This is a genomic window from Pedobacter ginsengisoli (genome assembly GCF_030244015.1).
GTDB lineage: Bacteria > Bacteroidota > Bacteroidia > Sphingobacteriales > Sphingobacteriaceae > Pedobacter > Pedobacter ginsengisoli.
Genome location: NZ_JASSYX010000003.1, coordinates 785,128 through 808,426 on the forward strand (window position 1 = coordinate 785,128; position 23,299 = coordinate 808,426).

24 protein-coding genes are annotated in these 23,299 nt (G+C 43.2%); 9 read left to right on the plus strand and 15 right to left on the minus strand.

From position 1 onward, the window contains the following. Positions 1–11: 11 nt before the first annotated feature. The 6 genes from QEP08_RS15605 to QEP08_RS15630 all read left to right on the plus strand — a co-directional run bounded on the left by QEP08_RS15605 (position 12) and on the right by QEP08_RS15630 (position 6,884). A complete protein-coding gene (locus tag QEP08_RS15605) occupies positions 12–902 on the plus strand; it encodes an AraC family transcriptional regulator (protein ID WP_285059420.1) in 891 nt (296 codons plus the stop codon). Positions 903–1,019: 117 nt separating this feature from the next. After that, the gene (locus tag QEP08_RS15610) at positions 1,020–1,901 is read left to right on the plus strand and encodes a cupin-like domain-containing protein (protein WP_285059422.1); all 882 of its coding nucleotides are present in this window, start codon (positions 1,020–1,022) and stop codon (positions 1,899–1,901) included. 77 nt (positions 1,902–1,978) lie between these two features. After that, positions 1,979–3,073, plus strand: a complete 1,095-nt coding sequence (locus QEP08_RS15615; protein ID WP_285059424.1) for a vWA domain-containing protein — start codon at positions 1,979–1,981, stop codon at positions 3,071–3,073. Positions 3,074–3,190: 117 nt separating this feature from the next. Continuing rightward, positions 3,191–4,693 carry a sigma 54-interacting transcriptional regulator gene (locus QEP08_RS15620; protein ID WP_285059425.1) on the plus strand — a complete coding sequence of 501 codons (1,503 nt, stop codon included), beginning with the start codon at positions 3,191–3,193 and terminating at the stop codon, positions 4,691–4,693. Between the two features lie 7 nt (positions 4,694–4,700). Beyond that, positions 4,701–5,972 carry a metallophosphoesterase gene (locus tag QEP08_RS15625; protein ID WP_285059427.1) on the plus strand — a complete coding sequence of 424 codons (1,272 nt, stop codon included), beginning with the start codon at positions 4,701–4,703 and terminating at the stop codon, positions 5,970–5,972. A gap of 15 nt (positions 5,973–5,987) precedes the next feature. After that, entirely contained in the window at positions 5,988–6,884 is an 897-nt protein-coding gene (locus QEP08_RS15630; RefSeq protein WP_349019043.1) for a UbiA prenyltransferase family protein, read from the plus strand. Between the two features lie 9 nt (positions 6,885–6,893). On the opposite strand, the gene QEP08_RS15635 is transcribed toward QEP08_RS15630, so the two are convergent. Genes QEP08_RS15635 through QEP08_RS15645 form a run of 3 tightly spaced genes read right to left on the minus strand, consistent with a single transcriptional unit; the run spans position 6,894 to position 11,159 of the window. Next, on the minus strand, positions 6,894–7,583 hold the full coding sequence (locus QEP08_RS15635) for a response regulator transcription factor (RefSeq protein WP_285059428.1): 690 nt from the start codon (positions 7,581–7,583) through the stop codon (positions 6,894–6,896). A gap of 5 nt (positions 7,584–7,588) precedes the next feature. Then, positions 7,589–9,256, minus strand: a complete 1,668-nt coding sequence (locus QEP08_RS15640; RefSeq protein ID WP_285059429.1) for a sensor histidine kinase — start codon at positions 9,254–9,256, stop codon at positions 7,589–7,591. Positions 9,257–9,266: 10 nt separating this feature from the next. Beyond that, entirely contained in the window at positions 9,267–11,159 is a 1,893-nt protein-coding gene (locus tag QEP08_RS15645) for a S9 family peptidase (RefSeq protein WP_285059431.1), read from the minus strand. 233 nt (positions 11,160–11,392) lie between these two features. Here QEP08_RS15645 and QEP08_RS15650 point away from each other — a divergent pair, with 233 nt between their 5' ends. Genes QEP08_RS15650 through rfbC form a run of 3 tightly spaced genes read left to right on the plus strand, consistent with a single transcriptional unit; the run spans position 11,393 to position 14,083 of the window. Further along, positions 11,393–13,201, plus strand: a complete 1,809-nt coding sequence (locus tag QEP08_RS15650; RefSeq protein WP_285059433.1) for a tetratricopeptide repeat protein — start codon at positions 11,393–11,395, stop codon at positions 13,199–13,201. 16 nt (positions 13,202–13,217) lie between these two features. Then, positions 13,218–13,520 carry a DUF4286 family protein gene (locus tag QEP08_RS15655; protein ID WP_285059435.1) on the plus strand — a complete coding sequence of 101 codons (303 nt, stop codon included), beginning with the start codon at positions 13,218–13,220 and terminating at the stop codon, positions 13,518–13,520. Between the two features lie 8 nt (positions 13,521–13,528). After that, entirely contained in the window at positions 13,529–14,083 is a 555-nt protein-coding gene (rfbC, locus tag QEP08_RS15660) for a dTDP-4-dehydrorhamnose 3,5-epimerase (RefSeq protein WP_285059437.1), read from the plus strand. Positions 14,084–14,135: 52 nt separating this feature from the next. Here rfbC and QEP08_RS15665 read toward each other — a convergent pair whose 3' ends face one another. The 12 genes from QEP08_RS15665 to QEP08_RS15720 all read right to left on the minus strand — a co-directional run bounded on the left by QEP08_RS15665 (position 14,136) and on the right by QEP08_RS15720 (position 23,294). Beyond that, positions 14,136–14,978, minus strand: coding sequence for an OmpA/MotB family protein (locus QEP08_RS15665; RefSeq protein ID WP_285059439.1), 843 nt, complete (start codon positions 14,976–14,978; stop codon positions 14,136–14,138). Between the two features lie 43 nt (positions 14,979–15,021). Further along, positions 15,022–15,684: a DUF2461 domain-containing protein gene (locus QEP08_RS15670; protein WP_285059440.1), complete on the minus strand. Its 663-nt coding sequence runs from the start codon at positions 15,682–15,684 to the stop codon at positions 15,022–15,024. Beyond that, positions 15,681–16,079 (minus strand): DUF983 domain-containing protein, encoded by a 399-nt coding sequence (locus tag QEP08_RS15675; protein WP_285059442.1) that lies wholly within the window; start codon positions 16,077–16,079, stop codon positions 15,681–15,683. The genes QEP08_RS15670 and QEP08_RS15675 overlap by 4 nt, the downstream gene beginning before the upstream one ends. Next, entirely contained in the window at positions 16,063–16,317 is a 255-nt protein-coding gene (locus tag QEP08_RS15680) for a hypothetical protein (RefSeq protein ID WP_285059444.1), read from the minus strand. Before QEP08_RS15680 ends, QEP08_RS15675 begins: the two co-directional genes overlap by 17 nt. A 29-nt stretch (positions 16,318–16,346) precedes the next feature. After that, complete coding sequence (locus tag QEP08_RS15685; protein ID WP_349019044.1) at positions 16,347–16,919, minus strand: DUF420 domain-containing protein; 573 nt, start codon at positions 16,917–16,919, stop codon at positions 16,347–16,349. A gap of 22 nt (positions 16,920–16,941) precedes the next feature. Further along, positions 16,942–17,649 (minus strand): SCO family protein, encoded by a 708-nt coding sequence (locus tag QEP08_RS15690; protein ID WP_285059445.1) that lies wholly within the window; start codon positions 17,647–17,649, stop codon positions 16,942–16,944. Then, positions 17,649–18,005, minus strand: coding sequence for a cytochrome C oxidase subunit IV family protein (locus QEP08_RS15695; RefSeq protein ID WP_285059447.1), 357 nt, complete (start codon positions 18,003–18,005; stop codon positions 17,649–17,651). Before QEP08_RS15695 ends, QEP08_RS15690 begins: the two co-directional genes overlap by 1 nt. 24 nt (positions 18,006–18,029) lie before the next feature. Beyond that, positions 18,030–18,737, minus strand: a complete 708-nt coding sequence (locus QEP08_RS15700; protein WP_285059449.1) for a cytochrome c oxidase subunit 3 — start codon at positions 18,735–18,737, stop codon at positions 18,030–18,032. Positions 18,738–18,767: 30 nt separating this feature from the next. Further along, positions 18,768–19,358 (minus strand): cytochrome c oxidase subunit 3, encoded by a 591-nt coding sequence (locus tag QEP08_RS15705; protein ID WP_285059451.1) that lies wholly within the window; start codon positions 19,356–19,358, stop codon positions 18,768–18,770. Positions 19,359–19,365: 7 nt separating this feature from the next. After that, positions 19,366–20,244: a heme o synthase gene (gene cyoE, locus QEP08_RS15710; protein ID WP_285059452.1), complete on the minus strand. Its 879-nt coding sequence runs from the start codon at positions 20,242–20,244 to the stop codon at positions 19,366–19,368. 7 nt (positions 20,245–20,251) lie between these two features. Continuing rightward, a complete protein-coding gene (locus tag QEP08_RS15715) occupies positions 20,252–21,319 on the minus strand; it encodes a COX15/CtaA family protein (protein ID WP_285059454.1) in 1,068 nt (355 codons plus the stop codon). Between the two features lie 82 nt (positions 21,320–21,401). Next, complete coding sequence (locus tag QEP08_RS15720; protein WP_285059456.1) at positions 21,402–23,294, minus strand: cytochrome c oxidase subunit I; 1,893 nt, start codon at positions 23,292–23,294, stop codon at positions 21,402–21,404. Positions 23,295–23,299 lie beyond the last annotated feature (5 nt).

Here is a 23,299-nt window from a genome sequence, read left to right on the forward strand (position 1 = left end):
ACCATTATGACATGACCCATGTAATTCCCAAATCCCCCATTTCACAGTCCAAGGTCTACGTAATCAAGGAAATCCACGCTCCGCATTTTGATCCTACATTCCATTCACACCCTGAATTTCAATTAAATTGGGTAATGGAAGGCGAGGGAAGCCGTTTTGTAGGAAATAACCTGACTTCTTTTAAAGCGGGTGATATGGTACTCATTGGTCCTCACCTGCCCCATGTCTGGAGAAATGACAACAAATATTTTGAAAGGGACAGTCAGCTGTCAACAACGGTTATTGTCATCTATTTTCACAACGATTTTTTTGGTGATGCCTTACATTTGAAAGATGAAATGAGCCAGCTGAGCCGCCTGTTCCAAAAATCAGAACGGGGACTGGAAATCTATGGCCATACCAGGAAAACGGTAAGTAAAATGATGTGTGAGCTGCTGGAGCTGGACGGCATGGACGGCGTCATCCAGCTGATCAAAATACTGAATGTACTGGCTAAATCAAGCGAATATCATTTTGTTACCCACAACTATCAGGTTTCTTCCAATACAGAAGCCGAAACGACGCGAATGAACAAAGTATATGGATACGTCATGAGAAATTATAGGGATACCATCAGCGCCGTTGAGGCGGCCTCTTTAGTAAATATGACACGAACATCTTTCAGCAGGTATTTTAAATCGAGGGTAAACAAGTCATTCTCTGATTTTGTAAAAGAGATCAGGATTGAATCTGCCTGCAAATTACTGAAAGAAGGAAATATGAATATTGACCAGATCGGTTACGAATGCGGCTTCCAGACACTGTCTAATTTTAACAAACAGTTTAAGACCGTAATGGAAAAACAGCCGAATCAGTACCGGAATGAATTTCTGAAAGTAGCAACTGACTCCTACAGGTACTAATTCTCCACTATTATTAACATTGAGGTTATGGTAATACGGAAATTTTATATGTTTGTCTTAACATAAGGTCGGTCAGCTGGCATTTAGCCGTTTACAGGTATCTTATCTTTATTAATTATGAGCTTTATTTTAAAGCCGGTAGATACCGTAGAGAGCATCAGCCCTGCTGATTTTAAAAAAAACTATCTTGATGTCAGACGTCCGTTAATCATCAAAGGACTGACCAAATCCTGGCCGGCGAGGGAAAAATGGAACACCGACTATTTAAAACAGATCGGCGGCGACATCACCGTTAGCCTGATGGACAATTCCAAAGCCGACCCTTCCAAACCGATCAATGCTTCGGTTGCAGAAATGAAATTCGGAGATTATCTTGACCTGATAAAAAGAGAGCCTACCGAACTGCGTATTTTCTTTTTTAACCTCTTTAAACATCATCCTGAACTGATCAACGATATCGTGATCCCTAAAGACCTGATGGGTGGCTTTATTGAGAGTATGCCGGCTATGTTCTTTGGCGGTTCCAACTCAGTAACGTTTTTACATTACGACATCGACCTTCCCCATCTTTTTCATACGCACTTTGGAGGAAGAAAACACATTGTCCTTTTTGACAACAAATGGAAAAAAAGACTGTACTGCATCCCCAATGCGACTTATGCACTGGAAGATTATGATGTGGCAAATCCTGACTTTGAAAAATTCCCTGCCTTAAAAGGCGTTGAAGGATATGAGGTGTTCCTGGAGCACGGAGATACCCTGTTCATGCCTACCGGAATGTGGCACTGGATGAAATACCTGGACGGATCATTTTCACTCAGCCTCAGGGCATGGGATGCTTCGATAACCAGAAAAGCGCAAAGCGTATTTAACCTGGCGATCAAGGGTGGCCTGGATAGTATACTCAAGATGGCTTTCAAAGCTCCATATGCCAAATGGAGAGAAAAACTTGCCATAAAAAGAGCAGAAAGTGCACTGGCACAAGGCAGCCCTAAATAAACCGCTATTTTTACAAGTGGATAACATTAGTCAACCGACAAACTTTTACCTTCGGTAAATCGTTTATTAAGGTAGATATGAGAGGGTTCCATTTTTCTGATTTTACGCCTGATGACCTGCCCAAAGGCGGGTTTGACGAACTGCTGAAATTATTTACACAACTGCTCAATTACACCGCCGGTGACGCTGCTGAGGCCCTGTCATGGATGAATGAGCTGGATAAGAAGTACAAATTCACCAACAATGAGTACGGCATGGGTGACTTTATTGATGAACTCAAAGAAAAGGGCTATCTCAATGAGGATGGCAGTGGAAACCTGAAAATCACTGCAAAAACAGAGCAAACGATCCGTAAATCTGCATTGGAAGAGATCTTTGGTAAACTCAAAAAAGCAGGAAAAGGAAATCACAACAGCAATATCTCGGGTATCGGAGAGGAAAAGAACGCGGACAGAAGAGAGTTTGCCTTTGGCGACAGTCTGGACCAGATAGACATGACCGCTTCTATACAAAATGCGCAGATCAATCACGGCATAGGTAATTTTACCCTTACAGAACGCGACCTGGAAGTGGAGGAGAAAGATTATAAGACGCTGACCTCTACCGTGCTGATGATCGACATATCACACTCCATGATCCTGTATGGTGAAGACCGCATCACCCCGGCAAAAAAAACGGCAATGGCTTTGGCGGAACTGATCAAAACACAATACCCCAAAGATACATTGGATATAGTGGTGTTTGGCAACGACGCGTGGCCCATCACCATAAAGGATCTCCCTTATTTACAGGTTGGCCCTTACCACACCAATACTTTTGCCGGACTGGAGCTGGCGGCCGATCTGCTACGCCGCCGAAAAACGCACAACAAACAGATCTTCATGATCACTGATGGTAAACCGACCTGCCTTAAGGAAAACGGCCGCTATTATAAAAACAGCATGGGACTCGACAGAAAGGTGATTAGCAAAACGCTGAATATGGCTGCCCAGTGCAAACGGCTCGGTATTCCGATAACTACCTTTATGATCGCGAAAGATCCTTACCTGCAGGCTTTTGTACGGGAGTTTACCCAGGTTAATGGCGGAAGGGCGTTTTACAGTTCTCTAACCGGACTTGGAGAGTATATATTTGAAGATTACATTAAAAACCGAAGAAAAACAGTGCGTTAGTACGATTAACGTCATTGCGAGGCACGAAGCAATCTCAGCGAAAACAATCAGATGATGAGACGCTTCATACCCCGCAATGACGGATAATAAGATCACATAAACATGAATAAAAATTGAATGGATTACGACAACATAACAACACTAGGCCAGTTAAAAGCCACTAACTATAAATCACTATCTGTCAAAGACGAACTCCGTAAAAACCTGATCCTGCAGCTTCAAAATAAAGAGGCCGGGTTTGAAGGCATATTGGGCTACGATGAAACCGTCATCCCGGAACTGCAAACAGCTATATTGTCACGCCATAACATTCTGCTGCTTGGCTTAAGGGGTCAGGCCAAAACCCGCATCGCCCGGCTGATGGTAAACCTGCTGGATGAATACATACCCTATATAAAAGGAAGTGAGATTTTCGACGACCCGTTGAACCCTATATCGTGGTATGGAAAACACGAAATTCACATCCATGGTGACAATACCCCAATCAGCTGGCAGCACAGATCTGAAAGGTATACAGAGAAACTGGCAACACCCGACGTTACTGTAGCGGACCTGATTGGCGATGTGGATCCGATAAAAGCAGCTACCCTGAAATTAACTTACAACGATGAGCGTGTGATTCACTTTGGACTGATCCCGAGGGCGCACCGCAGTATTTTCGTGATCAATGAGCTTCCTGACCTGCAGGCCCGCATCCAGGTCGCGTTGTTCAATATGCTTCAGGAAAAAGACATACAGATCCGGGGCTTCAAACTGAGGTTGCCGCTCGATGTGCAGTTTGTATTCACCGCCAATCCGGAAGACTACACCAACAGAGGTTCTATCGTCACACCACTAAAAGACCGTATAGAAAGCCAGATCCTGACCCATTACCCTAAAACAATTGGCATTTCCAGGAAGATCACTTTCCAGGAAGCAAAGCTGACCGAAGAACAAAAGTTGATAGAGGTAGACGGTCTGGTAAAAGATCTGGTAGAACAAGTGGCTTTTGAGGCCCGTAAAAGCGAGTTTATAGACCAAAAATCCGGCGTGTCAGCACGTTTGACCATCTCTGCTTATGAAAACCTGATCAGTACCGCTGAGCGCAGAATGCTCATCAACGGGGAGAAAGATACTTTTGTACGCATGGCTGATCTTGCAGGGGTCATTCCGGCAATCACGGGTAAAATTGAGCTGGTTTATGAAGGCGAGCTGGAAGGCCCGGCCAAGGTAGCAAATACACTGATCGGTAAAGCGGTTAAAACTTTGTTTTCCCGGTTTTTCCCTGACCCTGAAAAAGCAAAGAAAAGTAAAACGGCCAATCCTTATACAGGGGTTACCGAATGGTTCACAGAAGGGAATACACTGGACATTTCAGATGCACTTATGCTACCACAATACAAAAAGGCCCTGATGCAGATTACCGGACTCCATGATCTTGTCAAAAAATTCCATCCTAAGCTTAGCGAAAACCAAACACTGCTCCTTATGGAATTTGTGCTCCATGGCCTTGCGGAATATTCCCAGCTGAACAAGAATTTCCTCAATGGAGGATTCGGCTTTTCTGATATGTTTGACAGTCTGTTTAATGCGGGTGAATTTGAGGATGAGGATGAGGATGACGACATTGACTTTAAATAATCTATAAATGGGCAGACTACCCTTACTTTTATTGCTTTGCGCTTTTCTTTTCGCATTTGACTACTATTGCTTCAAGGCAATCCTCAACGTATTTAAAAACTGGAAACCCACAACAAAAAAATGGTTTGCCGCCGTGTGGTGGGGATACAACTATTTCTTAACATTTGGGGTCTTTATATCCATTTTTGTAACGATCCCGATCTTTTATCTTTCTTTAAGGTCAATCGTACTTGTGGCTTTTTTCTTAACTGTTGCCTGCAAATTAGTCCTGTTGCCCTTTCTGCTCGCAGACGACCTGCGTCGGCTTGTTATCAGGTTAAAGAAAATATATAAACGTAAAAAATCTCCAATAAGCGGGCCGGAAGCAATAATTGCCGCCGGCGAGCCTATAAGCCGCTCGTCTTTTATCATCAGGGCCGGCCTCATTACTGCGGCCATACCGCTGACCTCACTCAGCTGGGGCATTGCATCAGGAGCGTACGATTATAAGGTAATCCGAAAGCGGCTGGTGCTGCCAAATCTTCCAAAGGCATTTGAAGGCCTGAAACTCGCGCAGCTTTCAGACATACATTCAGGCAGCTTCTATAATCCGAGAGCCGTCCGCGGCGGAGTTGAACTGTTATTGGCAGAGAAACCCGATGTCGTCATTTTTACCGGTGACCTTGTAAACAACATGGCCTCCGAAATGCGTGACTATCAGGATATATTCAGCAAAGTTAAGGCCCCTCTTGGCGTCTACTCCACACTTGGCAACCATGACTATGGTGACTATCATTTTGGCAGGGAATCCTCGCCCGCCAAAGCCAAAAACCTGCAGGATGTAATAACGACCCACAAAATGATGGGCTGGGACCTGCTGATGAATGAACACAGGCGACTAAAGGTCAGCGGTGAGGAGATCGGCATTCTGGGCATAGAAAACTGGGGGATGGGCCGCTTTCCAAAGTATGGAAAAATGGAACTGGCTGTAAAAGATACAGATGATCTTCCTGTTAAACTTTTGCTCTCTCATGACCCTTCACACTGGCGTGCTGAGGTACTGGAAAAATATCCCCGGATAGACGCCATGTTTAGCGGGCACACGCACGGAATGCAGTTTGGAGTGAAAACCGAGTCCTTTCAATGGAGTCCGGTACAATACATTTACAAGGAATGGTCAGGGCTTTACCGGGAGCAACAGCAGCAATTGTACGTGAATGTTGGCTACGGCTTCTTAGGTTATCCGGGAAGAGTTGGAATTTTACCGGAAATAACGATATTTGAACTGACGCGGGCATAATCAATCCCCCGCTTCATGCAGATGTTAAAAAGGATTTTTCTTTCTGTTCTTGATTTCCTGCTTTTCAGCAATCTTTTTATTGCCATTTGTGCAGTAGCCCAGGGTCTGATTACTTATCACCTTCTGCAAGTTCCTCCGGACAAATATGTCCTGGCTTTTCTTTTCTTTTCCACTATAGGGCTTTACAACTTCAGCATGCTTCTGGCCAAGCCTAAAGATCCGGGAAGTTCTCCTTATGTCAGGGTAAGATGGATCTTTTCACATCACCGGCTGATCATTTCTATCACGCTCATCTCCATATTGTGTATCATTCCGCTTGGCTTATGGTACCTCAGTATTGAATCCAAGCTGCTGATGATCTTTACAGGCCTGATGGCTGTAGGTTACAACGTTCCTTTTTTAACGCTTAACCAGCAAAAAATAGGCCTCAGAAACATTCCCGGCATTAAGCTTTTCCTCATCGCACTGGTTTGGTCTGTCAGCTGTGTATTGTTGCCAATCGTCGAGCTGGAACGAAGTTACCACATCAATATATCTTCAGCCGAGACCCTGCTGCTTGTGGCCAAGCGATTTTTATTTATCGCAGCCATTACTGTACCTTTTGACATCAGGGACTTGTTCCAGGATAAACTTTATGCCCTTAAAACAATACCCGTTATGCTGGGGGAGCGCAAGGCCTATATTTTCTGCCAATTTTTGCTCGCAGGGTACCTGGTATTGCTGCTGCTGTTTAATCAGGCAACTTTATCTGATATCCTGGCGCTGACGCTAACATTAATGCTCACCGGCTGGCTCATATTTAAGTCCGGCTTCAAAAAAAATGAATACTATTATTTCTTCTATCTCGACGGCACCATGCTGCTTCAATACCTCGTACTGATCCTGTTCAGCTATATTGCGGCATTAATATAGTACCGTCACCTAAGAAGGGTTGAACCGGTATCCGACACCCCTTACAGTTTGCAGCAACTGAGGATTATCCGGATTTGACTCTATTTTTTTACGCAGCCTAACTATATGCATATCCAGTGTCCTGGTGTTCACATCTGAATTGTATCCCCATACCACCAGCATCAGCTCATCGCGGTTGATCACCTTGTTTGGATTCCTGAGAAAATAAAGCAAAATCCTATTCTCCAGTATCGTAAGCTCTATCTTCTTTCCACTCCTGAATAAAGTATGAATATTTGGATGATGCTCCATATTGCCAAAACGGTGTACTTCAGACCGCTCATTGTTCAGCAGGAATTTGACCTTGCTATCCAGCATGGCTACCAGGACATCCATATTAAATGGTTTGGTTACATAGTCAGAAACCCCAAATTTATAGGCATCGATCTTGTCTATATCCTGCGCCTTGGCGGTCATCATGATAATCAGGTTTTCAAAGCCCTGTTTACGGACTTCCTCACAAACCTCAGAACCCTGTTTACCGGGAAGCATCCAGTCCAGCAGCACAATGTCAGGCTTCTCACTCAATATGATCTTCTCGGCGGCTTCCCCGTCACCAACCTCAAGGACGTCATATTCCTCTGCCTTTAAACGGTGCACTACTAAAAATCGCAGGTTTTCATCATCTTCAACGATCAGTATTTTAATTCCCTTAGCCATATCTATTAATCATTATGTGGTAGTACAATTTTAAATTCCGTTCCTTTGTCAACTTTACTCTTTACGGTGATCTCACCATTCATAAAGTTAACCAGTTCCTTACAGAAAGCCAAGCCCAGCCCTACACTTCCATTTTGGTTATATTGGTTCTGTATGCGAAAAAACTTCTTAAATATATTATTAATTTCTGATGCAGGAATGCCTATTCCCTGGTCGGTAAACCTAAATACCACTTTGCCTTTAATCAGCCTGGCACTGATGTGCAGTTTTTTCCGGTCCGGAGGAGAATACTTGTAAGCATTTTCAGCCAGATTGTCAAACAAGCTCCCTAGCAATACCGGGTCGGTTACAAAGCTGGTAAACCCCGAAACCTCATAGGTAAAATCAAAATCAGGATGTTTTAGCTTGTGAGATTCTATTGTACTCACCATGAAATCATCAATGTTTACTTCATCGCGGTTCAGCTCTATCGCTTTGTTTTCAATCTGGGTAAAGGCAAGCAATTTATTCATCAGCCCGTTCAGTTTATCAGCCTCCTCATCCAGAATCTTGCCATAAAGGTTCAGTTCTTTTTGTGACAGCGTAGTTGCGCTTTTAATGTTATTTCCTGCAATCTTGATCACACTTACCGGTGTTTTAAATTCATGGGTAAGGTTGTTCATAAAGTCATATTGCAGCTTAAACATCTTGTGATTGATGTTCAGGTTACGATAGATCAGAAAAGCCACCAGTACTACAATGCTGTAAAACCCAAATATCCCTAAAGCTATCGGCAAAAAATAGCTTAAGATCTCCTTGTCTATAAAAGATTTAGAGGAGATAAAATAAAGCTTATAATCAGAAAAAGGGCCAGGCAGGGTAATTTCCGTGGTAAGATAAGCAGATGATGTATCTAAAGGATCGTAGGTCAGCGGTTCAATTTTGATATACTGATACATTAAGGGCCTGGAATTGATGATCCTGATCTTATAAGGGTCCAGGTGGAACGACATCATGTCCTGCTGGTAAACCGGCTGGGACTTCAGCGTTTTCCGCATCATGGCCTTATACATTTTCAGGTCTTCAATCCTTGGGATGTTCAGGTAAGTGATCTTATTGGAACGGACAACACTGAAATTACTGAACAACTCATCCTGCGCGGGTACCCTGCTTGTATCCAGACTTTCAATAAATGTCACCAGTTTCAGTGCCAGTGTATTAAAATCGTCCCCTGCTATGAAATTCCTGGTATCATTTCTCGAAAACAGTGATACCGAATCGGAGGGCACCAAGGTACCAAACTGGTATATACTCTTGGGGCCGAAAGAAAATTTTCCAATATTCAGACCGTCACTGACCGGGGTATTCCGCACTTCTGAATCATAGAAAATTACCTTCGACACAAAAGGGTATTCCAGTAAGACGGTATCCACAAAGTTTGACGCCGTTGCGGAGTCCAGGTATCCATTATAAAAAGAGACCTCCGGTAGCTTCTTTTGAAAGAAGTCATTATAGGGTTTAATGCTCTGTTCGAGTACGTTTACCTTTTCAGATACAAATTCATTCTCAATAAATTTGGTACTAAACCGGTAGGCCAGCACAAGCGACAAAATAAACAATGCCGACATCAGGATGATGAAGGTAATGATCAGTGAAAAATTCTTACGGTAACCGCTCTTTTTGTCTGAAGACATTACTCCGAATTTACTTCTTTTTGAGATTAACTTCTAAAAATTGCTCCAGTGCAGTATAAAATTTTTGCCTGTTTTCATCATTTTTGCCATAAAAAGGATTCCCCTCATTCTCCAGGTAAGTTACTTTTACCTCACGCTTCTGCAGGTTCTTAACAAATTGTATGGTCTCCCCGATATTAATACTTGGATCCTTAATATCCTGGGCCACAAATACAGGGGTATTTATTTTATCTGTTTGAAAAAGCGGGGAGGATTGTTTCATCCGGTCCACATCTGTCAGCGGATTTCCAATGATCTCATAAAACATTTGAAGATTCGGCTTCAAATATGGAGGAATGGACTTAAGATAAGTAAACAAATTGATCACTCCGGAGTTTGAGGCGGCACAAGCATAATTTCCTTTGCCTGCAACTACGCCATTCAGCGCAACATGTCCTCCAAAACCTGTTCCGTATATCGCTATGCGTTTAGGATCGGCGATCTTCTTCCTGATCAGCCATTTTACCCCATCGGTAATGTCATGCTGGATCTTACAGCCCCATTGCTTAAATCCTGACGCTGCGAAAGCCTTGCCGTATCCTGATGATCCGCGGTAGTTTACCTGGAAAACTGCGTAGCCCCGGTTTGCCAAAAACTGGACTTCGGGATTGTATCCCCAGAGATCCCGGCCGCCAGGACCATTGTGTGGCAATACGACTACAGGAAGGTGATGCGCCTTTTTATTCAGCGGAAGCGTAAGGTACCCCTGTATATTCACGCCGTCACCAGTCGTATAGCTGACGGGCTTCATCTCACACATTTCCTCTTCCCTGATTGCAGAGTTAAAATCACTTAACTTTCTCAGTTTCCCTGTATTCTGAAAATACAGATAATAAGAGCCCGGATTACGGTCGGTAAACGTCCTTACAATATAAACGGTCTCCGCCCTGTCCCTGTCGATGATACGTGTTTCCGTCTTCGGCAATAATTTATCAAGATCGTTGTAGAGCGATTTTATTGAATCGTCCAGAAAATGTTTCTCTTTTTTCCAGGTTTCGTAAACGACAAATGACATCCGGTTCTTTTTCCGGGAATACTGGGCGTCGATAATGTTCAAAGTATCGTTACCAAACAGGATCTTTATTTCCTTTCCGGTATTGCAGTCTACCTGTACCAATGCACATTTGTCGCGGTTGATATTTGAAATGGCATAAACGACGTTGGGCTGCTCATGAGAAAAAGCGATGGGCCTGAAGGTCGTTTTAAAATTATTGGTCATCACAGGCTTGAACTGCTGCATCTCATTCTCGCGGTACATCAAAGTCTGGTTTACCCCGTCACTGCTGGTTGCCAGCCTTAATTTTCCTTCCGGATCAGTGATCCAGTCTGTAATATTTCCCGGGTTTCTGGCAGCCATTTCGGTGAGCCCGTTGCGCACGTTAAGCCTGTAAACATCAAATACAGTCGAATCTCTTTTATTTGAAGAGATCAGCAGATACTTATCATCGATCAACTGGTCCTCCAGCACCTTTACCTTGTTCTTTTCATTGTTGGTGAGCTGCCGCTCATTGGTGCCGTCCTTATCAATAATAAAGAGATCAGAACGCTGCTGACCCGCATCAAATTCTTTATAATAGATCAGCTCGTTTTTGCTTACCCAGAAATAAAAAGTGATGTTCTTATCCCTCAGCATAGTAATGCGCTTATCCTTACCGGTTGCAATATTTTCAATATAAAGATTCTGATTTTTGCCTTCGAGTTTGAGGTACGACAAGTTCTTTCCGTCAGGAGATATCCTGTAAGCGATCTTATCCTGAGATTTAAAAAAGGCATCTACAGGCAAAGTCCTCACCTTGTCCTGCTGTCGGCAGGCGAAAGTAAAAAACAATAAAAAGAATAATAAAAATCCTCTGCTTCCTGTCATATCATCTTCTGGTTTACAAAGCTACGCAACACCGTTTATGTATATACATTATTCAATAACATTGTTACTCGAAAGCAATTTGCCTGTCAGTTGAGCTTAAATTAGAAAAATTCATTAGAAGGGAAAACATAATCTGAGTAACATTTAAAATACGGATTCAAATTTAATGTTGGGCCGATACGTTCAACATTACAATTCAAATCGTTATTTTAGTAGTTCTTTAGAAACTTTCCATGAAGAAATTTGTGCTGACCTTTTTACTGTTTACCGTCCACCTGCTTTGCCTGGCTCAGGATGAGGTAGATGACGCACTTGCGTTTCAATATTACCAGCAAGGCCAGTATCAGGAAGCTTCCGTCTTATTTGAAAAGCTTTTCAGCCGTACAAAAAGTGACACTTATTTTGATTTCTATTACAATTCGCTGGTAAAGCTCAAAAAACTGGATGAAGCTGAAAAGACCATAAAAAAACTGGTCAGGCAAAATCCGAAAAACTTCCATTATACCCTGGCGCTTGCCCGGGTCTACCAGGAAAAAGGCCAGGCCGACGCAGCTACAAAAATGTATATGGAAACCATAAACAACGTGCCTGCGGACGAATTTAAAGTGCGGGAACTGGCCAACTTGTTTTACGGATTTCAGGCCTACGACCTTGCCATTACCACTTTCCTGCAAGGCAGAAAACTATTAAACAGCGAAAAAATATTCACTTATGAACTGCTGACCATATACCGGTTTAAAAAGGACAAGAATATGCTGGTCCAGGAATACGTTAATGCTTTGGCCGCAATGCCGGAATTATTGCCGCAGGCCGAGAGTGTATTGTCAAGTATATTTGAAGACAATTCCGACTACCAGATCTTACAGGCCGCCCTGTTAAAGAAGATCCAAAAGGACCCGCAGGCTGAAATCTACACCAGGCTCCTCATCTGGCAGTACCTGCAGCAGCAGGAATACGAAATGGCCCTGAGACAGCTCATTGCCCAGGATAAGAGAATTAAGGATGATGGCGGCATCCTTTTTAACGCCGCCAATAGCTTTATTGCCAATAAAGCGTATGCAACAGCCATTAAAGCTTATGAATACCTGGTTGGAAAGGGGAAGGACAATATCTACTTCCTGCCCGCCAAGATAGAGATGATAGATGCCAGGTATCAGCTCGCATTATCCGGGCAGTTCGATAAGAAAGCCATAGCAGATCTCGCGGCACAATACGAATCCCTGCTGCAGGAATATGGAAAGACTCCCCAGACCGTATTCGCGTTAAAAAAACTGGCAAACCTCCAGGCCTACTACATCGGCGATCTGGATAAAGCCGAAAAGGAACTGGAAAGTGCCCTGGCAATCCCGGGCATCCCGGCAAGTGATATCGGACAGATCAAACTGGATCTTGGCGACATCTACATTTTAACCCGGCAGCCCTGGGAGGCATTTCTGATCTACGAGCAGGTCGCCAAACAGTTCGAAGCACAGCCCATCGGCAACGAGGCACACTACAGGTCCGCAAAACTATCGTTCTACCAGGGCAACTTCTCCTATGCCAAGTCCCAGGCAGATGTACTGAAGGCTTCCACTTCCCAGCTTATCGCCAATGATGCGCTTAACCTGAGCCTGCTGATTTCTGATAACCTGCAGTCTGCGGCAGACAGCAGTGCATTAAAAATGTATGCAGATGCAGAGATGCTCGAATTCAGAAACCTCCCGCTAAAAGCATTGGCCAAACTGGATAGTATCAATATAGCATTCCCGGTCAACAGCCTGACCGACGATGTCCTGATGACGAAATCAAGGATATACATCAAAGAAAAAGACATCACCAACGCGGTCAAAGTCTTAACGGCGCTTACAACGCAGGAAAACAGCAGCATATGGACCGATGATGCTTTGTTTACACTAGCTGAACTTTATGAAAAGAACATCAGGGATAACGAACAGGCCAGGGCACTTTATCAGAAGCTGATCAATGATCATCCGGGCAGTATGTTTACAACAGAGGCACGCAAGCGTTTCAGGAAACTTCGCGGGGATATTATTGGTACATAGTTCATATCTTTGCCCGATGTTGTTATATAATGTTACCTCGATAATAGAAGATGGCACCGCCGCACAGTGGCTGCAATGGATGCAGGATGAACATATCCCGAAAGTGATGGAAACCGGCAAATTCGTGTCTTACCGCCTGTTAAAAGTATTGGATTCTCCGAATGAAGGAGTTACCTATTGTGCCCAGTATGTGGCTGAAAGCATGACTGAATACCAGCAGTATCAGGAAAAATTTGCACCCGGACTGCAGGCGGAAGTCTTTCAACGTTTTGAAACCAGAGTTGTATCCTTTAGAACCCTGATGGAGTACATTGCTTAATCCGATATATGAATATTGTTAAAACCCCCATAGAAGATCTGATGGTTATATCGCCTAAGGTCTGGAAAGATAACCGCGGCTATTTTTACGAAAGTTTCAATGCAAAATTGTTTGCGGATGCGGGTATCAGTCATGACTTTGTACAAGACAATCAATCTTTTTCGCAAAAAGGAGCTCTGCGTGGTCTGCACGCTCAAAAACCTCCGTTCGCACAAGGCAAACTGGTACGTGTTATTTCGGGAAGTGTATTGGATGTCGCTGTAGACATCAGGAAAAATTCCGCCACCTGCGGACAGCATTTCAGCATTGTACTAAGCGGGGAAAACCATAAACAACTATGGGTTCCTCCTGGCTTTCTGCACGGTTTTCTAACCCTCGAAGACCATACCATCTTTACTTACAAGGTAACCAGTTACTATGACAGGGAGTCGGAGATCGGGGTGATGTGGAACGATGCTGACCTGAATATCAAATGGAATGACAATCTGACGCCTGAAGAACTGATCATCTCTGAAAAAGATCAGGTACTTCCTGTGTTTAAAGATTTCGCCAGCCCTTTCTGATGCTATAAATGCCTGACATTAAACATGTCAGGCATTTATAGCTAAGTTTAAATTATTGTTTAATCAGATCATAAAGCTCATCAAGCTTCGGTGACAATACAATTTCAATCCTGCGGTTCTTACTTCTGCTTTCAGCAGTTGTGTTTGGCCCCAGGGGTTGAAATTCCCCCTTACCCGTTGCCGTCATCCGCACGGCCTCTACCTTACTGACCTCTGTCAGGTACCTGACTACCGAAGTTGAGCGCAGAACACTCAGGTCCCAATTGTCTTTAATCTGTCCAAGATTGGTGATCTTTTGTGAATCCGTATGACCTTCAACAGCGATATTGATCTCCGGTTGTTGTTTCAGCACATCAGCCAGCTGACTCAGCGCCTGCTTACCTTTTTCATCAATGATGATGCTTCCGGAGGGGAACAGCAGCTTATCCATCAGGGAAACGTATACTTTGCCGTTCCTGATTTCCACGGTCAGTCCATTCTTGGCAAAGCCCAGCAAAGCCTGCTGCAGTTTTTCCTTAAGCTGATTGGTGGCTTCATCACGTTTGCGCAGGATCTCTTCCACTTCCTTCAATCGCTGCTCACGCTTTTTAAGGTCACTGCTCAATTTATTGATCTCAGAGGAACTATTGCTGCGCAGCTTCGTATAATTGCTGTCCATCTCAGAATACCTGCTTTTAAGATCATTCAATGCACTGCTTAAACCAACAGTGTCTTTTCTAAGCCTGGCGATCAGGCCTTCCAGACTTTCATTCTTTTGCTGCGATTCAGTCCAGCCTTTACTCAATGAATCCTGTTTAGACAATAAAGACTTGTATTTTTTCGGGGATAAAATAACGCAGGAACTCCATGCGCTGACGGCCATCACGGCGAACAAAAACAAAATGATTCTTTTCATTAATATAGGATTGCTTTTCTAACAGTAATAAAATCTACCCTGGTCACTGGGCCATGGCATTTCTCAAAAATAGAATAAATGGGTAAACACTTTTAAAAGCATTTTTCAACTTATCAACGATTCCCGGATTCAGGAACTCTTCATCTTTAAGCTGATAGATCGCGATAAAGCTCTTCAACTTCAAAAGGTCAATCAGCGGATGATCATTTTCATAACCCTTCGGGGCCTTTTTTAATTTATCTTCTTCACTCAGCTTATAAAGCTTTTTAAAATCCCCGGCATTAATAATGTCCAGAAATTCTGAAGTATTATAATCAATCTCTTCTCTTATCTTTTTCAGCACCCCAGCCTCCGGCATCCAAAATCCTGCGGCAAAAAAGGAATTACCAGGCTGAATGTGCAGGTAGTACTCAGGTTCGGGAACTCCTTTGCCTTTTACCCTGAATGAAGTACCGTAATTATTTTTATAAGGATCCTTGTTCTTGCTGAACCGCACATCCCGGTAAATTCGCATTAAGCATTTCTTAGCAGGCATATCCGACGGAAATTCTCTGTCGACAGCAGCCAGTTCGGGAATGAGCAGAGTAATGAACGACAGTACATCTTCCCGTGCCGCTTCGTAGCGGTCCTTATTTTCCGCAAACCATTCCCGGTTATTATTTTTTGCTACATCAGTTATAAATCCAAGGGTCTCAGGCTTAATCATGGTTTATCATAATAGGCATTATACTTTATTTTCGGAGATAGCCAATGTAATAAAATCACCCGTGAATACCGGTAATTAAATGGGGCCAAAAGTAAACAGCCTGTAAAAATTACCGTAAGATATAGCCAAAGTGATTCGAACTCGAGGTTTCCTCCGGAGAACACATACGTAGCAATGCCCAGGGCTATCATTTCCGCACAATTCATTGCATAACTCACATACATAGCTGCATAAAAATATCCCGGTTCTATTTCAAACCGCTGACCGCAGTGCGCACAAACCGTATTGGTACGCTGAACATCAAGACCATAAAGACTGCCTGTAAAAATATTCCCTCTCCGGCATTGCGGACATTTGCCGTGAATGACCGCATGGAACTTAGATGTTTTGGGCATATCCTGCAGATTTTTTACGGTATTTTAAATACCACAATACACCTATACCGGATATCATCAGATAAGGAATTACCAAAAGGTATATAATCCCTGCATTCAGTCCCTTACCTTGTGTATTGCCATTCTTTGTACCCTGCTCTGCACTAATTGTACACATTGCACATTGTGCCTTGGCAGGGGGAACAGACGAACCCGCAAGCAGCAAAATAAGAATAAAAACAAATGCTGTCCTTTTCATGCTACAAATATAAGGAAAGAAAATCTGGACTAAAAATTATAATACGGAGAGATCATCAGATAAACCACAACACCGGTAACCGCCACATACAACCAAACAGGATAGGCCCAGCGAACGATCTTCCTGTGCCGCTCCACCTGCATGCTGAAACCCCTTAAGAAACTGATCAGGATCAGCGGCAATACAACCACTGCCAAAATAATGTGTGTAATCAGAATAAAGAAATAAACATACCGGTATGCCCCTGTTGCAGCCAGCTCTGCGGCAGACAAAAGCCCGTTATGGTCTGCATCACCAAAGCGCGTATCCTTTTCATACAGATGGAAAAGAATGTAAAACACAAGAAATAATGCAGACAGGACGAAAGTGATCACATTTGTCACTTTATGGGCCTGTATATTTTTTCGCTTAATGAAGATCAGCGAGATGATCAGAAGAATCGAACAGGTCGCATTAATGCCACCAATGATATGCGGCAGCATATAAATAAAGGAAGGCCTGCCCTGAGGCGGAGGAATCATTTTTAAAGCAATGACAACCAGCAGAACTACTGCCGTCACGATCCAGATTAATCGTAAAAAAAACTTATCGTTAATATTCATAATAAATTAGTTACCGGAAGAATTACCTTCCGTCTTCAATATTCCTCAATACCTCTGCGATCAATACCTTGATCTCGTCATCCAGCTTAGATAAATCTTCCTGCCTGTTTGAGTGGTAATAACCCCGGATCCGGTGCTGAGGGTCAACCAGCACAAAATAATCGCTCAATAGAAAATGCTTGCGTCCCCTGCCATAAGCCTGATGCGCATCTATAAATAACTGATCATTTATAAATGAAAAAAGCTTAGTGCTGTCTCCGGTAAGGAGATCCCATTTTCCAGGCTTCGCGGAGAGGCTGTCTGCATATTTTGACAACACCTCAGGACGGTCATAAACAGGGTCAATGCTCATGCTCACAAAATGCACCATCTTATTGTTTGAATACCAGGCGTTAAATGCCTGCATTGCTTTGTTGGACAGCTTCACTGCCTCCGAAGACGGATGCGTATAGAACGCATTAAAGACAACAATCTTGCCTTTATAACTATCCCAGTTGACAGATTTACCTGCCTGACTGATAAAATCAAGGCCCTTTGCTTCATGATATATGGTATCAGCAATCGTTTTACCCCTTACCTCATGAAAGGAATGTCCATATTGTTTAGGCCCAAAAAAGGGTAACGGTTTATATCTGTTCTTGCCCTGATCCTGCAGTAAATAATATAAAAATCCTGGTACCGCTAATATGGTGACCAGGATCAGGATTTTTTTTATAGAAGCAGGCTTCATTAAATAACAGGCATATGCACGTGCAGGTAACCCCCTTCGATCAGCATCAGTACAATAAAATACATGATGAATACGAATGAAACTGTTAATGCAAGCTGCAATCCGCGTTTCTCAAATTTCAGGTGCATGAAATACGCAACAATGTAAAAGGCTTTTAACAAAGTCAATACAATGTAGATATAGTTACCGGTATGTTGGGTAAGATGACCACTGGGAATTGCCCATAGTGCAATGATAAATTCGACCACCGTAATCAGCAGTAAAATTACAAATACCTTCCAGATTTTACCCTTGGATAAACCTGCGTGATCACCGTGCTCGTGACCGTCTTCTGTATGTGAGTGATGTTCAGACATGATAATATTTTTATAAAATTACAATTAAACCAAATAGAAGAATGTAAAAACAAATACCCATACTAAATCTACAAAGTGCCAGTATAGTCCTACTTTCTCTACCATTAAATAATGGCCTTTCTTTTCGAAAGTTCCGTTAATGGTCATACATAAGATGATGATATTGATGATCACCCCGCTAAACACGTGAAATCCGTGGAAACCGGTAATGGTAAAGAACAGGTTGGCAAACTGTTGTGCCGCCACCAGGGATACCGGTCCGTTAAAGAAATGCTTCAGTTCCTCTGCTGTAGGGATAGTTCCCCACCAGAAACCATCATGGTGCAGGTGAGTCCATTCAATAGCCTGACAGCCCAGGAACATTAACCCGCCAATAATCGTAGCAACCATCCACCAGATCACTTCTTTTTTAGAACGTCTGTGTCCGGCCTCAACAGCCAGTACCATAGTTACCGAGCTCATGATCAGGATAAAAGTCATGATACCAACGAAAACCAATGGAGCGCCATGTTCCGCTATTCCCGGAATGGACTGAAACACCTTATCAGGTGCAGGCCATGTAAACTTACTGAAGCGCTGTGCTCCGTAGTAGATCAAAAGTGAGGAAAATGTGAATGCATCAGAAACCAGGAAAAACCACATCATAATTTTGCCGTACTCTACTGACCACGGCGAGCGGCCTCCACTCCATGGAGTAGTTTTTACCTGATCTAATTGTGATAATGAACTCATTTTGTAAATAGTAATAGTTTGTTAAAAAATCTAACTGTTCAAAAGTAAAAAAACATACAGATATATCCATAATATATCTATAAAATGCCAAAATATAGCCGCGACTTCCATCCGGAATTTACGCCTCTCAGAAGAGATATTCAAATATGTGCCTACAATGGCGTTCAATAAAAAGCAAACCCCTGCAAAAATGTGTAATAAGTGAAATCCGGACACCACATAGATCATCGAAATCGCCGCATTATTATTAGAGAAAAAGGCCCCGGTTGCGACCAGCGTCGACCATGCGGATACCTGTAAGTACCCAAATAAGATCCCCAATACCAGAGTTGCCCACAAAAGCCCCCGCTGTGCGCCTGTATTCCCTGCCTTTAACGCCCTTGAAGCCAGAAACAAACACAGACTGCTGACCAGCAGAACTGCTGTACTGTAAATGAACAGATCCGGCAATACCAGTCCGTGTCCCTTCCCTTTAGAGGCGGAGAACACAATATAGTAACTTGTCCAGCCGCCGAACATGATCATTGACGACACCATGAACAGCCATACAATGAACTTTTTAGGTTTCAAATTTTCCTGAGCGTGGTTATTCAGATCCTGTTTATTTAATGTATGTACCATTTTAAACTTATTTTCCTATAAAATCAAACAATAAAATCAATTGCACCAATGGCAGGTAAAAGAAAGAGCAAAACATTACCTTTCTCGCACTCGCCATATCCATATTTACCCACATCTTAAATGCAAGCCAGGCAAAAATCAAGCCTGCTGCCAAAGAAACTCCAGCAATGTAATAACCTCCGAAGCCGTAGAACGTTGGCAATAAACTTACAGGTATCAAAATTAATGCGCTCAAAAATGTAATGAAAGCACTGACTTTGTCCCGTTTAGTCGTAGGCAGCAGCCTGAACCCTGCCTTTTTATAATCATCATCCAATACCCAGGCAATGGACCAAAAGTGTGGAAACTGCCATACAAACTGGATCAGAAAAAGTATCACCGCAATCCTGTCAATTTTACCATGTGCCGCTACATACCCGATCAGCGGTGGCAAAGCCCCGGGTATCGCACCTACAAACACAGCTACCGGTGATTTCCTTTTTAAAGGAGTATAGGCAAATGCATATAAAAATATGGAAAATACCGAAAGCAGACCTGTTTCAATATTCAGCTTACCCAGCAGCCAGGTGCCCAGCATACCCATTACCAAACCGGATACCAGCCCCTGCCCGGTAGTCATGTGACCTGCCGGCATCGGCCGGTCCTTCGTTCTGGTCATCAGCTTATCAAGATCTACCTCGATTACTTCATTAAAGCAATTCGCCGCAGAAGTCACCAGGAAACCACCTGCGATCAGGATCAGCCATTTCATCCAGTCAATACCCGGCACGGCCCCATCTATTGAAACCTTCGAACCGATCAAAAAAGTAACCGATGCCGAAAACACAACCAGAAAAGTTAATCTGAATTTAATGAGTTTGGAGAAATCTGTTAAAAATTGTTTCAAGTTGTATTTAGTTAATTCCCTGTTTGTAAGCTGCTGTTCTGTAAACCAGTAAATAAAGGTAATATTGAAGGCTGAATAAAAGCGTGCTGAATAAAATGTGTAACGCTTGCGCATAAGGCGGCAGTGCAAGATTTGACAGCAATAAACCAGTAATGATCTGCAGGACCAAAGTAATTGCAATTGAATTTATGACCATCAATGCCCCAGACTTTCCGCTGAACCTGTCTTTTGTCACCTTATAAATAATAATATTCAGCAGGAGCACCGCTATGGCCAGATCACGGTGTAAGGAGAAAATTCTCCCCACCCTGCTTAACCAGTTGTCCCGGTCAGCATACATCAGACTTTTGGATACCGCATCGACCGCCTCCCTTACTTCGGTGCCCAAAACGATCTGTACCACTGTGACAACTATTCCCAGAAAGATCAGTAATTTGAGCCAGAATACCTGCGCCATAACCACAGTCGGTTGTTTGTGCATTTGCACTGCATAATGATATGTATAGATCAGGATTGCCAATATCACCAGTGCAAGGAGCATATGTACGGTAACGATCCAGGCGACCAGGTTAGTGGAGACCACAATAGAGCCAAGCCACGCCTGAAAACCCACGATGATCAGATTTAAAAAACTAAGTGCAATTATCCTTTTCGCTGTTCTGCGATAAGTAAAAGAAAAAATCAGCAGGCCCAATAATAAAAATCCCGTCAAAGCGCCCATCAGTCTGTTTACATATTCCGTCCAGGTCTTTGCTGCATTGAATGTCTCCGGCTGCAGGATCGATACATCATGCCTGATGCTGTCTGCAAGCTGGGATTTACCCATTTTGTCAAGCGTCTTTGCGAAACGTTCATTCTTTGCTACCCGTTCCGCTACAAATTTCTCTTTATAATCAGCAGGAAGCTGGCTGACAGAAGTAGGCGGCACATATTGATCAAAACACTTTGGCCAATCCGGACAGCCCATACCAGAACCTGTACTGCGTACGATCCCGCCTGCCAGAATTAGCAAAAGGGTTACTACAATTGTCGTAAGGTTTAGCCTGATAAATCTCTCTTCAGATTTAGGAACCATGTGTAAATGATTAAAAAAAATGAGGTATCTGTTGTAAGTATTTACCTACTGCAGATACCCCATCTTATTATAAACTATTGTACTAGTCTAATTTCGTTTTAGCTGCAGCAGCTTCTTCCTGCTCTTCCCACGCTCTCTGTATACGCTCAGATTCCGCATTTCCCTCAAAATCATGTGGCATATTTGAACTCATAGTTTGTGAAAAAGGTACAGTTTGCGGAATAAAATCTTCTTCAGCTCCAGGTTTACTGTAGTCATATGGCCAGCGGTAAACAGTTGGAATTTCTCCAGGCCAGTTGCCGTGCAGGTGCTCAACCGGAGCAGTCCATTCCAGTGTATTCGCTCCCCAAGGGTTTTGAGGTGCACGCTTGCCCTTAAATATGGAGTAAAAGAAGTTCCATAGAAATGCCACCTGTGCAAGTGCGCCGATGATCGCCGCCCATGTTACGAACACGTTTACCGTTAGCCATTTCTGCATAAACTCAAACTCTGTAAAGGCATAGTAACGGCGGGGTACACCATCCAGGCCTAAAAAGTGCAGCGGGAAGAATACCAGATAAGCCGCGATAAAGGTTAACCAGAAATGCAGATAACCCAATTTGTTGTTCATCATTCTTCCGAACATTCTTGGATACCAGTGATAAACACCCGCAAGCATACCAAAGATCGCTGCAGAACCCATCACCAGGTGAAAGTGGGCAACTACAAAATAAGTATCGTGGAGATTAATATCCAGTGCGGCATTTCCCAGGAATATACCGGTCAGACCTCCGGAAATAAAGAAAGAGACCAATCCAATGGCAAACAGCATCGCAGGGGTAAATTTGATATTACCGCGCCATAGCGTAGCCAGGTAATTAAAAGTTTTAACTGCTGAAGGTACCGCGATAATAAGGGTCGTGATCATAAATACACCCCCGAGCAACGGGTTCATGCCCGTCACAAACATGTGGTGACCCCACACAATAAACGATAAAGTAGTGATACCGATCAATGAATAGATCATCGCGTGGTAACCAAATATTGGCTTCCTTGAATTTATAGAGATGATCTCAGAAGAAATACCCAGAGCAGGCATAATTACAATATATACTTCCGGGTGACCAAGGAACCAGAACAAGTGCTGCCATAAAATCGGCGACCCTCCTTCATTCGGCAAAACCTGGGTACCCATTACAATATCAGAAAGATAGAAACTCGTTCCAAAACTACGGTCAAATATCAGGAGTACAACACCCGCTACCAATACAGGGAATGACAGGATACCCAATATGGCAGTCAGAAAAAACGCCCAGATCGTCAATGGCATTTTCCAAAGGTCCATTCCTTTAGTACGCATGTTTAATACAGTAGTTACATAATTGATACCGCCCATTAAAGATGAAGCCACAAAAAGCACCATACTGATCAGCCATAAAGTCATTCCAAGGCCGGATCCGCTAATTGCCGTTGGCAAAGCAGATAAAGGCGGGTATACCGTCCATCCCGCACTCGCAGGGCCCGTTTGAATAAAAAAGGAGCTCATCATGATCACACAGGCTGAAAAGAAAAACCAGTATGAAAGCATGTTCAGGAATGGCGACGCCATGTCCCTTGCACCCAGCTGAAGCGGGATCAGCAAATTACTGAACGTTCCGCTCAATCCTGCAGTTAACACAAAGAACACCATAATAGTTCCGTGGATCGTTACCAGCGCCAGATAAAAATCGGGTTTGATCCGTCCGCCTTCAGCCCACTTTCCTAAAAAAGTTTCCAGGATAGGGAAAGACTTATCAGGCCAGGCCAGCTGTAACCGGAACAATATGGATAAACACATTGCTATTACAGCCATGATAATACCAGTTATCAAAAACTGCTTGGCGATCATCTTGTGATCCTGACTAAAGATATACTTCGTTAAGAAAGTCTCTTTGTGATGCCCATGATCATCATGGCTATCGTGGTTATGTGTATCGTGTAATGATATAGTTGACATAATGT

Coding starts and splice junctions, on each gene's coding strand:
- QEP08_RS15605 (WP_285059420.1), top strand. CDS start 12: ATGACCCATGTAATTCCCAAATCCCCCATTTCACAGTCCAAGGTCTAC.
- QEP08_RS15610 (WP_285059422.1), top strand. CDS start 1,020: ATGAGCTTTATTTTAAAGCCGGTAGATACCGTAGAGAGCATCAGCCCT.
- QEP08_RS15615 (WP_285059424.1), top strand. CDS start 1,979: ATGAGAGGGTTCCATTTTTCTGATTTTACGCCTGATGACCTGCCCAAA.
- QEP08_RS15620 (WP_285059425.1), top strand. CDS start 3,191: ATGGATTACGACAACATAACAACACTAGGCCAGTTAAAAGCCACTAAC.
- QEP08_RS15625 (WP_285059427.1), top strand. CDS start 4,701: ATGGGCAGACTACCCTTACTTTTATTGCTTTGCGCTTTTCTTTTCGCA.
- QEP08_RS15630 (WP_349019043.1), top strand. CDS start 5,988: ATGCAGATGTTAAAAAGGATTTTTCTTTCTGTTCTTGATTTCCTGCTT.
- QEP08_RS15635 (WP_285059428.1), bottom strand. CDS start 7,583: ATGGCTAAGGGAATTAAAATACTGATCGTTGAAGATGATGAAAACCTG.
- QEP08_RS15640 (WP_285059429.1), bottom strand. CDS start 9,256: ATGTCTTCAGACAAAAAGAGCGGTTACCGTAAGAATTTTTCACTGATC.
- QEP08_RS15645 (WP_285059431.1), bottom strand. CDS start 11,159: ATGACAGGAAGCAGAGGATTTTTATTATTCTTTTTATTGTTTTTTACT.
- QEP08_RS15650 (WP_285059433.1), top strand. CDS start 11,393: ATGAAGAAATTTGTGCTGACCTTTTTACTGTTTACCGTCCACCTGCTT.
- QEP08_RS15655 (WP_285059435.1), top strand. CDS start 13,218: ATGTTGTTATATAATGTTACCTCGATAATAGAAGATGGCACCGCCGCA.
- rfbC (WP_285059437.1), top strand. CDS start 13,529: ATGAATATTGTTAAAACCCCCATAGAAGATCTGATGGTTATATCGCCT.
- QEP08_RS15665 (WP_285059439.1), bottom strand. CDS start 14,978: ATGAAAAGAATCATTTTGTTTTTGTTCGCCGTGATGGCCGTCAGCGCA.
- QEP08_RS15670 (WP_285059440.1), bottom strand. CDS start 15,684: ATGATTAAGCCTGAGACCCTTGGATTTATAACTGATGTAGCAAAAAAT.
- QEP08_RS15675 (WP_285059442.1), bottom strand. CDS start 16,079: ATGCCCAAAACATCTAAGTTCCATGCGGTCATTCACGGCAAATGTCCG.
- QEP08_RS15680 (WP_285059444.1), bottom strand. CDS start 16,317: ATGAAAAGGACAGCATTTGTTTTTATTCTTATTTTGCTGCTTGCGGGT.
- QEP08_RS15685 (WP_349019044.1), bottom strand. CDS start 16,919: ATGAATATTAACGATAAGTTTTTTTTACGATTAATCTGGATCGTGACG.
- QEP08_RS15690 (WP_285059445.1), bottom strand. CDS start 17,649: ATGAAGCCTGCTTCTATAAAAAAAATCCTGATCCTGGTCACCATATTA.
- QEP08_RS15695 (WP_285059447.1), bottom strand. CDS start 18,005: ATGTCTGAACATCACTCACATACAGAAGACGGTCACGAGCACGGTGAT.
- QEP08_RS15700 (WP_285059449.1), bottom strand. CDS start 18,737: ATGAGTTCATTATCACAATTAGATCAGGTAAAAACTACTCCATGGAGT.
- QEP08_RS15705 (WP_285059451.1), bottom strand. CDS start 19,358: ATGGTACATACATTAAATAAACAGGATCTGAATAACCACGCTCAGGAA.
- QEP08_RS15715 (WP_285059454.1), bottom strand. CDS start 21,319: ATGGTTCCTAAATCTGAAGAGAGATTTATCAGGCTAAACCTTACGACA.
- QEP08_RS15720 (WP_285059456.1), bottom strand. CDS start 23,294: ATGTCAACTATATCATTACACGATACACATAACCACGATAGCCATGAT.